Here is a 13,855-nt window from a genome sequence, read left to right on the forward strand (position 1 = left end):
AGTGAGCATGATGGATATCAAACTTCAGCAAACACAAATGTTAAAGCCTCAATTAACGCAAGAGCTTAAACAGGCTATCACATTACTCGGATACAATTCCGCGGAACTGGCCGGATATATTGATGAGCTCTCACTGGAAAACCCTCTGATTGAACGAAAGGAAACAGACACGCCGCCACTATCTTACCATAAAACAAATAAAAACAGGATGAAAGAACGGGACGGAAGCCAGCAGATCAGACATACCCGCAAAACGCTGCAGGATTCGCTCAAACAGCAAGCCTTAGACATGAAGCTGTCCGATGATGAGAAAAAGATTTTCAATTATCTGATACATTCATTGGATTCAAACGGATATTTAAAAGAGGACATACCAGCTGCCGCCGACCATGTATCCGCTTCACAAGAGGAGACGGAAGCGGTTCTGAAAAAGCTTCAATCCCTTGAGCCCGCGGGAATCGGCGCCCGGTCTTTGCAGGAATGCATCCTTCTTCAGCTCCGCCGTCTTCCCGAGCGGAACGAACAGGCGGAATGGATTGCCGACGCCTATTTTGAGCTATTTGCAAGAAAGAACTGGAAAGCGCTTACAACGAAAACGGGCATTCCGCTTAAAGACATTCAGGACATCGCTGACATGATCAGCGCGCTTGATCCGAGGCCGGGGCTCCGTTATGCGCATGAGGAGCCGGGTTTTTACGTGGAACCGGATATTTTCATCACGGTGAAAAACGGCATCATTCAAGCGCGGCTCAACAGCCGTTCGTTTCCTGACATCCAGCTTCATGCCCATTATCAGCCGCTCTTGTCAGCTGCCGGGTGCCGTGACACGAAAAATTATCTGTCGGCAAAATATCAGGAATGGCGCTGGCTGAACCGGGCTTTGTCGCAAAGAAAACAAACGATCACGAGAATTATCGGCGTCCTGACTGAACGGCAGGAATCCTTTTTTCTCACAGGAAAAAGCGGAATGCAGCCGCTGACCTTAAGAGAGGTGGCGGAAACGCTGGAGCTCCACGAATCAACGATCAGCCGGGCCATCAAAGGGAAGTACGTTCAGACGCCGTACGGACTGTATGAAATGAAAACATTTTTCTCGGCGAAAGCTGAATCATCGGGGGACGGCGGCGCCTCCAATTATGCCGTAAAAGCGCATCTGGAGGCATTGGTCCATAAAGAAGATAAAAAGAAACCTTTTTCAGACCAAAAGCTTGCCGATCTGCTGCATGAACAATATGACATCCGAATCTCAAGGCGCACCGTCGCCAAATACCGTGACCAATTAAATATTCCGCCGTCATCGGCGAGAAAACGGTACAGCTGAAACCTCCCCGAGCCAAACCCCGGGGAGGTTCTCCGTGTTACGGGATCATCCATGAAAACAGATGATGCTGTAAAAATGTAATAAGACAGACGAGCAGAAGCAAAAACAGACTGTGCTTAATCGTAAAACGGAAAAGGTCGGCTTCCTTGCCCGCCAGACCGACAGCGGCACAGGCAACCGCAATGGATTGCGGAGAAATCATTTTTCCGGTGACACCGCCCGATGAATTGGCAGCGACGGAGAGAACCGGGTCCATTCCGACAGAGAGCGCCGTCACCTTTTGTAATCCGCCGAACAATAGGTTGGCCGACGTATCAGAGCCGGTAATAAATACGCCGAGCCAGCCGAGCACCGGCGAAAAAAAGGTAAACATCGCGCCCGTCATGGCAAGCGCAAGACCGAGTGTCGTGCTCATGCCGGAAGCATTCGTCACATAAGCAAAGCCGACAACAGAAACAATGGTGACGACCGGAAGCGTTAACTCTTTCACCGTCTCTATAAACGCTTCGCCCCATGTCTTCCACGACATGCCGAGGGCGAACTTGGAGATGACGGCGGCAATCAGAATCGCCGTTCCCGCTGAACCGAAAAGCTCAAGTTTGTACACGGCTTCAATCGGCGTGCCGTCCGCCTGAAGAATCTGCTGATTTACAAATGGTACGGGAGGCGTGAAGGTCAATGCACGCCCGGCTGCATTCAGCCAGGAAAGCCACATTGACGTTCCTTCGTAATGACCGGTTAAGGCAGCCTTCACGCCGGGAATCCCCCAGACGGATATCATGGCCGTCAGAAGAAGGAAAGGAGACCACGCTTTAAACACCGCGGCGCCCCCGTACTTGATCGGCGCCCGGTCAGCGGCCGCTGCTGATTCCCGTTCTGCCGCGAAACGAAAGGCCGTTTTCGGTTTCCAAAATTTCAAAAACACAGCGAGCGCGGCCATGGAAACAAGCGCCGACAGCACATCCGGCAGCTCAGGCCCTAAAAAATTCGAGCTTGCGTACTGCACGGCCGCAAAGGAGACGCCGGAAACAAGAATGGCCGGCCATATCTCAAAAGCCTTTTTAAACCCGCTCATCAAAATGATTAAGTAAAGCGGAATAAAGACGGATAAAAACGGAAGCTGCCGGCCGACCATTTGAGAAATTTCCATTGCCGGTATCCCGGTCGGACCTTCGACAGCGGTAATCGGAATGCCGATCGCACCGAAGGCAACGGGCGCCGTATTGGCAATCAGGCAAATCCCCGCCGCATACAGCGGCTGAAAACCAAGTCCGACGAGCAAAGCAGCCGAGATCGCGACGGGAGCGCCGAAACCGGCGGCGCCTTCTAAAAACGCCCCGAATGAAAAGGCGATGAGCAGCGCCTGCAAACGCCGATCATCTGTAATTGAGAGCACCGAACTCCGGATAATCTCAAACTGTCCCGTTTTCACGGTGATTTTATACAGAAAGACCGATGTGACGATAATCCAGCCGATCGGAAGCAGCCCGTACACCGCTCCCTGAGAAGCGGACATCACCGCTTTTTCCGCCGGCATGCCGTAAACAAATACAGCGATTAAAAGTGAAACGGCTAACGTTAAAAGCCCCGCGATGTACCCCTTCATCCGTTTCACCGCAAGCGCCCAAAAAAAGAAGATAATCGGCACGAGCGCGCAAGCTGCCGATAAAAGCAAATTTCCCCCTAAAGGAGCGTACCCCTGTGTCCATTGCATCCCTAAAAAACCCCTCCTTATGTCATGTAAGCGATTACTTTTTATGATAAGGTCATCTGATGACCGGGTTAATTAGCATTATATTTTGAAAGTTTTGAAAGTACAATACTTTTCTTGAACAAATTGTCTGAACCTGTCGGCGGTGCGAAAAAAGAAGTATAATAGACGATAAACATCAAGATTCACAAGTGACGGGGTGATCGCGTTGAAATATAAACAAATTAAAACGAAAAAAATCTACGAGGAAGTCGCTGACGCATTGCTGGAGAAGATAAAAGCGGGCGAGCTTAAGCCGGGTGAAAAGCTTGATTCCGTTCAGGCGCTTTCTGAGAGTTTTCAGGTCAGCCGCTCGGCGGTCAGAGAAGCGCTGTCGGCTTTGAAAGCGATGGGGCTCGTCGACATGAAGCAGGGAGAAGGCACATACATAAGAGAATTTGAGCCGTCTCATGTTTCCCAGCCGCTTTCTTCCGCCCTCTTGATGAAAAAAGAGGACGTCAAACAGCTGCTCGAAGTCAGAAAGCTGCTTGAACTCGGCGTCGCAGCCATGGCCGCTGAAAAACGCACTGAAGACGATTTACAAAAAATCCGCCAAGCTCTCCTGGAGATGAAAGGCATTGACGGAGACGAAGAATTGGGCGAAAAAGCGGATTTCTCCTTTCACATGGCGCTGGCAGAAGCATCACAAAACGGGCTGCTCAAGCATCTCATGAATCATGTCTCCGCGCTCCTTTTGGAAACAATGAGAGAAACGAGAAAAATTTGGCTGTTTTCTAAACGAACGAGCGTGCAGCGATTGTATGAAGAGCATGAACGCATTTACAGCGCCGTCGCCGCCAAAGACGCGGATGAAGCGGAAGCCGCGATGACGGCGCATCTGACGAATGTGGAAGAAGTGCTGGGGGCTTATTTTGAAGAAAATGTATAGAAGCTGACTTGTGAAAGGGGATAACATCACATGCAGGCCGAATCTTTTTTTTCTGACCATGTAAAGAAAGCTCTGACAAACGATCCTCCCGGGGAATGGATGCCGGCAGTTCCGAAAGCGTGCATCCCCCTGCATTCCGGCTATCCCGATCCCGCACTCGTTCCTGATAAGGAGCTGAAAGAAGCCGCCGCCCGCCTTCTGGATGAGGAGCGCGATCTGCCGCTGCATTATATGGGAAGCCCGAGGACGGCCGTTTTAAAAAAGCAGATTCAAGAACGGTTAGCCACCCGCGGCATTCACTGTCGGGACGATGAGCTGCTCGTGACGTCAGGCGCCTGTCAGGCGATAGATCTGGCAGCCCGGGTTTTCCTCGATGAAAAAACCGCCGCTGCCGTTGAAGCTCCGGTCTATATGGAAGCGCTCGAGATTTTTAAAAATTACACACCGCATATCATGAGCATTCCGACAGATCAAGAGGGCCTGCAAACAGAAACATTAGCGTTCATGCTTGAGGAAAGAAAACGAAAAGGGCTTCTGATTCCCCGTCTTCTCTACACGATACCCGCTTTTCAGAATCCTGCGGGAACCGTAATGTCAGCGAAGCGGAGAACCCGCCTGCTTCAGCTTGCCGAAGCGTATGATTTTCTCATCTTGGAGGATGATGCATACGGCGAGCTCGGATTCACCGATATTCCGCCGCCCTTGAAAGCCATGGATCAAAACGGCCGGGTGCTGTACGCCGGTTCATTATCAAAAGTCATCGCCCCGGGTATGAGGATCGGCTGGATTGCAGGGGACGCCGCATTCATCACGGCATTGTCATGGTTAAAAAAAGACTTAGGCCACCCGTTTTCCCAAGCGGTGACCGCCGTCTATCTGGAACAAACGAATGTGGAAAAACGGCTCGCTGCCTTGCGGGAAGCATATCGAAGCAAACGTGACGTTTTGCTCGCCGCATTAGCGCGATATCTTCCGGAATCCGCATCTTGGCACGTGCCTAAAGGCGGTTACTTTGTATGGGTGAAAGCGCCTGGGGCGGATACATCCGCAATGCTGGCGAGGGCTCTTTCTCACGGCGTTTCCTATGTACCCGGTAAATATTTTTTTCTGCATCAGGAAGACGGTGCCGAATATCTTCGCCTGTCGTTCAGTTATGCCGGTAAAGCCGCGATAAAAGAGGGTGTGCAAAAACTGGGACGTCTGCTGGAAAACGGGATGTAGAGCAGCATGAGAAGCTTTCGGGCTTCTCTTTTTTTGTCCCCCTTCAGCGCATCGGACGAAAGGATTTTTCAGAAAAAACTTCCAATCCATATTCAGAATAGTGTAGGATATTCATAGAGCTTTCCTAAAAACAGGTCATCAGATGACCGGATCACATATTGAGGATGAAAGAGGGGTTCATCATGAAAGTCTCATTATTTGTCACGTGCCTTGTGGATATGTTCCAGACCAATGTCGGAAAGGCGACGGTTGAGGTGCTGGAACGGCTCGGGTGTGAGGTGGATTTTCCCGAGGGGCAGATTTGCTGCGGGCAGCCCGCATACAACAGCGGGTATGTGACGGATGCGAAAAAAGCGATGAAGCGGATGATTGCCGCGTTTGAAGAAGCGGAGTACGTCGTCAGTCCGTCAGGTTCCTGTACGACGATGTTCCGTGAATATCCGCATCTGTTTCAGGATGATCCGAAGTGGGCGGCAAAAGCGCAGCAGCTTGCGGACAAAACATATGAGTTAACAGATTTTATCGTCAACGTTCTCGGGGTGGAGGATGTCGGGGCGGTGCTGCAAAAAAAAGCGACAGTCCATACATCGTGCCACATGACGAGGCTGCTCGGCGTGTCGGAGGAGCCGATGAAGCTTTTGCGCCATGTCAAGGGGCTCGAGCTGACCGCGCTTCCCGGAAAGCACCAATGCTGCGGATTCGGAGGAACGTTTTCTGTGAAAATGGCGCAAATCTCTGAACAAATGGTGGATGAGAAGGTCGCCTGCGTGGAAGACACGGAGGCCGAAGTGCTGATCGGGGCGGATTGCGGCTGTCTGATGAATATCGGCGGGCGTCTTGACCGTAAGGATAAAAACGTCAGAGTCATGCACATCGCCGAAGTGCTGAACAGCAGATAACACGGGAAACAACAAGGGGGGAAAATTATGGCGATGAAAATCGGTACCGCCGCTTTTAAAGAGCGGGTATCAGAAGGAATAGATAATGAGTTTATGAGAGGAGCCGTCTCCGGAGCGCAGGAACGGCTCAGGACAAGAAGGCTTCAGGCGGCCGAGGAATTGGGAAACTGGGAGGATTGGCGTTCCCATGCCGAAGAAATCAGACAGCATGTGCTGGACAATCTTGATTTCTATTTGGAACAGCTCGCCGAAAACGTCGCCAACAGAGGCGGACACGTCTTTTTCGCCGAAACGGCGGAAGAAGCGTCCTCCTATATCCGCGATGTCATCCGGCAGAAAAACGCCAAAAAAATCGTAAAATCCAAATCCATGGTGACAGAAGAAATCAATATGAACGAAGTGCTTGAGGAAGAGGGCTGTGAAGTCACAGAAACGGATCTCGGCGAATACATTCTCCAGATTGACGACCACGATCCGCCGTCACATATCGTTGCTCCCGCTCTTCACAAAAACAAAGAGCAGATCCGTGACGTGTTTAAAGAGAGACTCGAATACAAACAGACGGAAAAACCGGAAGAGCTCGTCATGCACGCGCGCAGCGTTCTCCGGAAAAAATTTCTCGAAGCGGATGTCGGCATTACAGGCTGCAACTTTGCGATCGCGGATACCGGATCGGTCAGTCTCGTGACGAACGAAGGAAACGGCCGCCTTGTATCCGCGCTGCCGAAGACGCAGATCACCGTGATGGGAATGGAGCGGATCGTTCCGTCATTTTCTGAGTTTGAAGTGCTTGTCAGCATGCTGACGAGAAGCGCGGTCGGCCAGCGGCTTACAAGTTACATTACGGCGCTGACGGGACCTCGTCAGCAAGGAGAAGCTGACGGGCCTGAGGAATTCCACCTTGTGGTTGTGGACAACGGGCGTTCCCGCATACTCGGCACGGAATTCCAATCGGTGCTGCAATGTATCCGCTGCGCCGCCTGCATCAACGTCTGTCCGGTGTACCGGCATGTCGGCGGACACTCGTACGGGTCCATCTATTCGGGGCCGATCGGCGCCGTCTTATCGCCTCTTCTCGGCGGATATGACGAATACAAGGAGCTCCCGTACGCATCTTCCTTATGCGCGGCCTGTACGGAAGCGTGTCCCGTTAAAATTCCGCTGCACGAGCTGCTGCTCAAGCATCGGCAGAACATCGTGGAAAAAGAGGGCAAAGCGCCGATCAGCGAAAAACTGGCGATGAAAGCCTTCGGGCTCGGCTCGTCATCCCCGTCCCTTTATAAAATGGGATCGAAATGGGCGCCTGCCGCCATGACGCCGTTTACGGAAGATGACAAAATATCAAAAGGGCCGGGGCCGTTAAAAGAATGGACGGCAATACGGGATTTCCCGGCGCCGCATAAATCGAGATTCAGAGATTGGTTTAAAGACCGGGAAAAACAAAAGGGGGAAGAATGATGATGAAAGGGACGGTTACACATCAGGAATCCTTTTTAAACCGGATCGCCGAAAGTCTGGGCAGAGAGCGCAGGAAATCAGGCGTGTCCCTGCCTGAATGGAAGTATCAGCCTCAATATCAAACGCATGCGGACTGTACGGAAGACGATCTTGTCACGATGCTGAAAGACCACTGCGTCAACATTCATACCGAACTGATCGAAACGGATGCAGCCGGGCTTTACGACGCTTTGCGCACGCAGGTGAACCGCTTTGAAGGAGGGCCTGTCATCATTCCGAAGGACAGCCGGTTTGAAACGTACGGCTTGCAGACCCTTATGACAGAAGAGTGGCCGGATGAAGGGATTCCCGTTTGGGAATGGGACGCGGAACAAGGAGCGAAAAATATTGAAAAAGCGGAACAAGCGAATGTGGGCATTACATTCAGCGAGATCACGCTTGCGGAATCAGCCACCGTCGTTTTGTATGCGTCAGAGCATGCCGGCCGTTCCGTCAGCCTGCTTCCGACCACCTATATCGCAATCATCCCGAAATCTTCCATTGTGCCGAGAATGACACAGGCCAGCGATATACTGAAACAGCAGATCAGAGACGGCGTCACCGTTCCTTCCTGCATCAACTATATTACTGGACCGAGCAACTCGGCCGATATCGAAATGGATTTGGTTGTCGGCGTCCACGGACCCGTTAAAGCCGCTTATATCCTTGTGAATGACCGATAAAAAAACAACCCCCGGTTTTCTGATATGATCCCCTCATAGCAGACAGAGAAAAGAAAGCATACTGATCTGTCTGCAATGGAGGGGATTTTATATGGGGAAAACACGTAAAGCTTATGATATTCACTTTAAGAAAAAGGTTGTTGATCTTCACCTAAATGATGGGATGGGTTATCAGACAATCGCCATTGAAAATGATTAGGCGCATATTATAAGATTTAGGAAATATTGTTATAAGGTGGTTTTGAACAACTCATGAACAGTATTCAAAAAGAAACTGAAAAGAGCAATACATCTAGGGACTGGTTGATTTATATTACAGTATCAGTAATCTTTTTAATAGGAGTATCGATATTTAGCTTTTTTGAGTCGGAAGTTGATTTTAACGTTATGGCTCTCCGATTATTTGATGCCTTGATCAGCTGTATCTTGGTTATAAACGGTCTTTATTTTATGCAGAAAAACAAAGGGGTAGCGGTCGTTTCCTTCCTTTTAGGAATAATTAATCTAGGGATATTAGCTGTTCTTTTGTTTCGTTAAAGAAAGAGGAGCCCAGCTCATATTGATATGAGCCCCTGATAGCAGACAGAAAAAAGAAAGCATACTGATCTGTCTGCAATGGAGGGGATTTTTTATGGGGAAAACACGTAAAACTTATGAATATTCACTTTAAGAAAAAAGTTGTTGATCTTCACCTAAATGACCAGAGAAATGAACATTGATAAAAACCAAGTAAGGAGATGGGTTAACCACTTTCAGACAGAGGGGATGAAAGGGTCAAAACAGCTGAAGCAGTTCAAGAAGCAGTATGTAAATATATTCATTTTTACAACCATCAACGGTTCCAAAAGAAGTGAAACAACCTGAGCCCTTATCAATACAGGACTCAGGCTGCTTCGTGTCTTTTTAACACTGTCTACTTGACAGGGGTCACTTCATTCGGCCGGGGTTTGTTTTTATATAAACGCGTTAATGATCATGATAAAACAGATCGCACTGACAGAAATAATCGTTTCCATCGCCGTCCATGTCAGGAACGTTTCTTTGACCGTCATTCCGAAATACTCTTTAATGAGCCAGAAACCGGAGTCATTGACATGTGACAGAATCAAAGAGCCCGCTCCCGTTGCCAAAACGAGAAGTTCACTGCTGACGCCCGGCATGACAGATGCAATCGGTGCAACAATGCCGGCCGCCGTCATCATGGCGACAGTCGCTGAACCTGTGGCGACACGGATGACCGCTGCGATCGTCCAGCTTAAAAGAACGGGAGAGAAGCTTGAATGCTTCGCAATGTCAGCAATATACGTGCCGACGCCTGAATCAATCAGGACGTTGTTAAAAGCGCCGCCGGCTCCGATCACAAGCAGAATGGAAGCGATCGGTCCGAGACAGTCATTGCTGAATTTTAAAATGCTTTCTCTGTCAAAGCCCTGATAAAAACCAAGGCTGAAAAAGGAGTAAACCGTGGCGATCAAAAGCGCCGTGACAGGGTCGCCGATAAATTTAAAAGTTTCATAGAGCGCGCTTTTTTCCGGAAGCGCAATTTCGGCAAGCGTTGCCATAAGCATCAGGATCACCGGTACCAATATCGTAAACAATGTATTTGCGAATCCCGGAAGCTTGCGTTTTTCATTCCGTTCAATAAATTGTTTTTTCAACAGTTCGGGAACGGGTTTATGAATGCGCTTACCAATCCATTTTCCGTAAAGCGGCCCTGCGATGATGGCAGTCGGAATGCCGACGATTAAAGAAAACAAAATCGTTTTTCCGACATTGGCGTGATAAATGCCGACAGCCGCCATCGCCGCCGGGTGGGGCGGAACCAATCCGTGCACGACGGAAAGTCCCGCAAGGAGCGGAATCCCGATCGTCACTAATGAAACGCCGGTTTCAATCGCAATCGTAAACAAAAGCGGCACGAGCAGGACGAAGCCGACCTGGAAAAAGACCGGGATGCCGACGATAAAAGCGACGGCCATCATCGCCCAATGCACTTTCTTTTTGCCGAAGCGGCCGATCAGGGTGTGGGCGATACGCTCCGCACCGCCTGATTCAGCCATCATTTTTCCGAGCATCGTACCGAGGGCCAGCACGATCGCAAGCAGCGACAGCGTATTGCCGAGCCCGGTTTTCATCGAAGCGATAATGTCCGGCAGATTCATGCCCGTTGCGAAACCGACAAGGATGGATGTAATCAAAAGACTGATAAACGGATTTAATTTAGCGACCGTAATCAATAAGAGTAAAACGATAATAGCGGCAATGACAATAAACAGTAACATGACCTTTTCACCCTTTCAAAGAAGAATTAACGGCTTTGTTTGAGCTGAAATTCACTGATGACGTCAAATTCATCTTTGAGCTTGTCATACAGCCGCTCGTATAAGTAAAACAGCTCAATATATGTTTCGCTGTTTTTGACGTTCGGTTCATGGCGGTGAGAAATTCTGATCCAGTCCTGAACATCCTCGATCCGTTCCATTTCGCCAAGGCTGTGCAAAGCGAGAACGGCCGCTCCGAGCGCCGAGGCTTCGTAACTTTCCGGAACGAGGACTTCCCGTCCCATCGTATCGGACAAAATCTGCCTCCAAAGCGGTGATCTCGCAAATCCTCCCGAAGCCCGCACGTCTTTTGCGGGGCCCGCCAAATCTCTCAGTGCGACACCGATTGAAAAGACGCTCATGATGACGCCTTCCAGCACCGCTCTGATAAAATGCTCCCGTTTATGGCGGAGGCTGATGCCGAAAAACGTTCCGCGGGCATTCGGATTCCAAAACGGCGCGCGCTCCCCTGATAAAAACGGCAGAAACAGCAATCCCTCAGAGCCTGCGGGCACTTTATCAGCGATATCAATCATTAAATCGTACGGATCAATGCCGAGCCGCTTCGCCGTTTCGACTTCCGGAGAAGCGAATTCGTCTCGAAGCCAGCGCAGCATAATGCCTCCGTTATTCGTCGGGCCTCCGATGACCCAATGCTTGTCAGTCAGCGCGTAACAGAATGTCCGCGCTTTTTCATCCGTAATCGGCGCATCCGTCACCGAACGCACGGCTCCGCTCGTTCCGATCGTAACGGCCACTTCGCCTTTGCCGATCGCGCCGACTCCAAGGTTGGCGAGCACGCCGTCATTTGCGCCGATAATAAACGGTGTATCCGCATGAATGCCCATCCGTGCAGCGATTTCCGGCGCAAGGCCGCGCAGCTGATGAGTGGTCGGCACGATGTCCGACAGCTGATCTTCCCGGATTCCGGCAATCCGGAGCGCTTCTTCATCCCAGGAAAGCGTATCTAAACGGAACAGCCCCGTTGCCGAAGCGATCGAATAATCGACGACATAAGTTCCGAAAAACTCGTGCAGAATATATTCTTTAATACTGATGAATTTGGCGGTTTTCGCGAATGTCTCCTTGTCCTGTTCTTTCATCCACACAATTTTGGAAAGCGGAGACATCGGGTGAATCGGCGTACCCGTTCTTTTATAAATATCAAAACCGTTCATCTCTTTTAAAATCCGTTTTGATTGCTCGGCGCTGCGGTTGTCCGCCCAAATGATGCTTTTGGTCAGCAGGCCGCCGTTTTGATCGACAGCTATCAATGAGTGCATGGCGGTGCTGATGCCGATTGCAAGCAGATTGTCAGGACTCAGTCCGGCCTTTGTGACGGCGCCCCTGATGCTTCCGATAACCGCTTCCAAAATGTGCTCAGGATCCTGCTCGGCCCATGCCGGTTTTGGCTGTATTAAATCATAGTGAACCGAATGCTTGGCTAACACTTTGCCTCTTGGTCCGAACAGAACGGCTTTCGTACTGGTCGTGCCGATATCCAGACCGATAACAGCTTGGGTTTCTTTCATAATATATCCCGCCTAATCTGATTGAATAATAAGATAGATTGATAATGTATGCCCTTACAAAGTCAATTATAGGAATAATTTTTTTATAAATCAACGATGAAGAAGAAAATTTTTTTCATAAAATTGCCTCAATTCCCGCTGTATCGGCATTCTCTCTTTTGAAAAATAAATATTCAGAAAGCGATTACAAACGTTTGTGCGCGATCATTTTTCTGATTTGCTGCAAGTTGGCGAGCGTTTTCTCCTGCCGCAGCCGGGCCGTGGCGAAATACAGTGTATCAATGACCGACAGCTGGGCAAGCCTTGCGGACATTGCTTCCGTTCTGAAAGCCGTCTCCCTTGTTGACGTATACAGCACCACGTCGGAAATCTGGGTGAGCGGCGACTTTTGGTAGCTTGTAATGCCGATCGTACCGGCGCCGAGCGATTTGGCCATTTTCACCGCGTCAAGCACGTCCTTATTGCTTCCCGAATGAGAAATGCCGATGACTGCGCTTTCGGGACCGAGAAGACCCGCTGACATCGCCTGAAAGTGAGAATCTGTGTGCGCGATGCAATTTATACCCGTACGCATAAATTTATGATACGCGTCTGTGGCGATCAGTCCGGAACCGCCGTTTCCGTAAAATTCAATTCTGTCTGCGCGGTGGATCATTTCTACCGCTTTTTCAACGTCGGCCGGATCTAATAATTGAAAGGTATCGGTCAGACCGGAAATGTTTGTGCGGAAAACTTTCTGGATGATGACTTCGATATCGTCGTCGGGGCTCATTTCTTCATGAATGTGCTGCACCGGCTCCTGAACGATCTCCTGAGCAAGCGCGATTTTTAAATCCTGATAGCCGGAAAAACCGAGCCGTTTGCACAGCCTGAAAATCGTCGCTTCAGAGCTTTTCGTTTTTTCCGCCAGCTGAATGATGGAAAGGTGAACCACGTCTTTCGGTTCCTTCACGATATGGTCTGCAATCGCTCTCAATTTTGGCGACAAACCTTTGCTGGCCGCCTGAATCTTCCCGATGCTGCTTGAATTCACAGGGGTCATGCTATAACCTCCCTACTTGAATGTAAACGCATACTTTTATGATAAAGCAAGTTTCAATATAAGGAAAACAGAATTTTAAAATTGTTTTTTCAATTTTGTATATAAAAAAAGAGAAAAAGCCGCCGATGATAGAAAGTGAGGAGGCACCTGAATGAAAAAAGTATGGATTCTCGTCATATCATTCGGCATTGCGCTTGCGCTGTTTTTATACGCAAACACAAAGGTGAAAGCGGAAAGCGCGGCGCCCGGAAAGCAAAGCCTTGTGTCCGGATTTCAGCTGAAATTTCCGAATCACCGGGTAGGACAATAGGCGGCAAAAATTAGTATTGACTTTGAAAATAGAAGACTGTATATTATGATACTATATTCAGAAAATAAAAACTCAAGAGATTCATTTAACATAAAACACTGTGAACGGGAGCAGTAAAAGAATCCAATCAGAAAAAGAGAGCCGCGGGTTGGTGCAACGCGGACTGATTGTTCTTTGAACTCGCCCGGAAGTGGCAGGGCGGAACGGAATTGTCGGAATATTCCCTATGTCCTAACGGCTGACCTTCGTTAAAAGGTTTTTAAGCTGGATTCCGGATATTTCGGGATCAACAAGAGTGGTACCGCGGCTGCCTGAGGCACGCCGTCTCTTTTCCTAAAGAGGCGGCGTGCTTTTTTATGTGATGAACACTTTTTGCGAGAGGGCGTGTGA

Annotated in this window: 13 protein-coding genes and 1 other annotated feature; of the genes, 9 read left to right on the forward strand and 4 right to left on the reverse strand. The window is 49.6% G+C overall.

Annotation, left to right across the window (positions count from 1 at the left end):
- Nucleotides 1-10 precede the first annotated feature (10 nt).
- A complete protein-coding gene (gene rpoN, locus AR442_RS09155; protein WP_032863924.1) occupies nt 11-1,321 on the forward strand; it encodes an RNA polymerase factor sigma-54 in 1,311 nt (436 codons plus the stop codon).
- Between the two features lie 37 nt (nt 1,322-1,358).
- On the opposite strand, the gene lutP is transcribed toward rpoN, so the two are convergent.
- Nucleotides 1,359-3,035, reverse strand: a complete 1,677-nt coding sequence (gene lutP, locus AR442_RS09160) for an L-lactate permease LutP (RefSeq protein WP_007613900.1) — start codon at nt 3,033-3,035, stop codon at nt 1,359-1,361.
- A 205-nt stretch (nt 3,036-3,240) separates the two neighbouring features.
- Here lutP and lutR point away from each other — a divergent pair, with 205 nt between their 5' ends.
- The 7 genes from lutR to AR442_RS09190 all read left to right on the forward strand — a co-directional run bounded on the left by lutR (nt 3,241) and on the right by AR442_RS09190 (nt 8,797).
- Nucleotides 3,241-3,960 (forward strand): L-lactate utilization/bacilysin biosynthesis transcriptional regulator LutR, encoded by a 720-nt coding sequence (gene lutR / locus AR442_RS09165; RefSeq protein WP_014418922.1) that lies wholly within the window; start codon nt 3,241-3,243, stop codon nt 3,958-3,960.
- Nucleotides 3,961-3,990: 30 nt separating this feature from the next.
- Complete coding sequence (locus tag AR442_RS09170; protein ID WP_014721825.1) at nt 3,991-5,181, forward strand: aminotransferase-like domain-containing protein; 1,191 nt, start codon at nt 3,991-3,993, stop codon at nt 5,179-5,181.
- A 182-nt stretch (nt 5,182-5,363) separates the two neighbouring features.
- Nucleotides 5,364-6,080 carry a (Fe-S)-binding protein gene (locus tag AR442_RS09175; protein ID WP_014418920.1) on the forward strand — a complete coding sequence of 239 codons (717 nt, stop codon included), beginning with the start codon at nt 5,364-5,366 and terminating at the stop codon, nt 6,078-6,080.
- A gap of 27 nt (nt 6,081-6,107) precedes the next feature.
- Nucleotides 6,108-7,538, forward strand: a complete 1,431-nt coding sequence (locus AR442_RS09180) for a LutB/LldF family L-lactate oxidation iron-sulfur protein (RefSeq protein ID WP_007407375.1) — start codon at nt 6,108-6,110, stop codon at nt 7,536-7,538.
- The gene (locus tag AR442_RS09185; RefSeq protein ID WP_025649302.1) at nt 7,538-8,260 is read left to right on the forward strand and encodes a LutC/YkgG family protein; all 723 of its coding nucleotides are present in this window, start codon (nt 7,538-7,540) and stop codon (nt 8,258-8,260) included. The genes AR442_RS09180 and AR442_RS09185 overlap by 1 nt, the downstream gene beginning before the upstream one ends.
- A gap of 91 nt (nt 8,261-8,351) precedes the next feature.
- Nucleotides 8,352-8,459, forward strand: a complete 108-nt coding sequence (locus AR442_RS21140) for a transposase (protein ID WP_459178126.1) — start codon at nt 8,352-8,354, stop codon at nt 8,457-8,459.
- 53 nt (nt 8,460-8,512) lie between these two features.
- Nucleotides 8,513-8,797 (forward strand): hypothetical protein, encoded by a 285-nt coding sequence (locus tag AR442_RS09190; RefSeq protein ID WP_053285138.1) that lies wholly within the window; start codon nt 8,513-8,515, stop codon nt 8,795-8,797.
- Between the two features lie 416 nt (nt 8,798-9,213).
- Here the strand turns inward: AR442_RS09190 and AR442_RS09195 are convergent, their stop codons facing one another.
- The 3 genes from AR442_RS09195 to AR442_RS09205 form a co-directional block, all read right to left on the reverse strand.
- Complete coding sequence (locus tag AR442_RS09195) at nt 9,214-10,542, reverse strand: GntP family permease (protein WP_014418918.1); 1,329 nt, start codon at nt 10,540-10,542, stop codon at nt 9,214-9,216.
- A 26-nt stretch (nt 10,543-10,568) separates the two neighbouring features.
- Complete coding sequence (gntK, locus tag AR442_RS09200) at nt 10,569-12,113, reverse strand: gluconokinase (RefSeq protein ID WP_007407372.1); 1,545 nt, start codon at nt 12,111-12,113, stop codon at nt 10,569-10,571.
- 184 nt (nt 12,114-12,297) lie between these two features.
- Nucleotides 12,298-13,155: a MurR/RpiR family transcriptional regulator gene (locus AR442_RS09205; RefSeq protein WP_014418917.1), complete on the reverse strand. Its 858-nt coding sequence runs from the start codon at nt 13,153-13,155 to the stop codon at nt 12,298-12,300.
- A 151-nt stretch (nt 13,156-13,306) separates the two neighbouring features.
- Here AR442_RS09205 and AR442_RS20635 point away from each other — a divergent pair, with 151 nt between their 5' ends.
- A complete protein-coding gene (locus tag AR442_RS20635; RefSeq protein ID WP_014418916.1) occupies nt 13,307-13,465 on the forward strand; it encodes a hypothetical protein in 159 nt (52 codons plus the stop codon).
- Nucleotides 13,466-13,556: 91 nt separating this feature from the next.
- Nucleotides 13,557-13,797, forward strand: a binding site (T-box leader).
- The last annotated feature ends 58 nt before the right edge of the window (nt 13,798-13,855 follow it).

It is taken from the genome of Bacillus velezensis (genome assembly GCF_001461825.1).
Classification (GTDB): domain Bacteria; phylum Bacillota; class Bacilli; order Bacillales; family Bacillaceae; genus Bacillus; species Bacillus velezensis.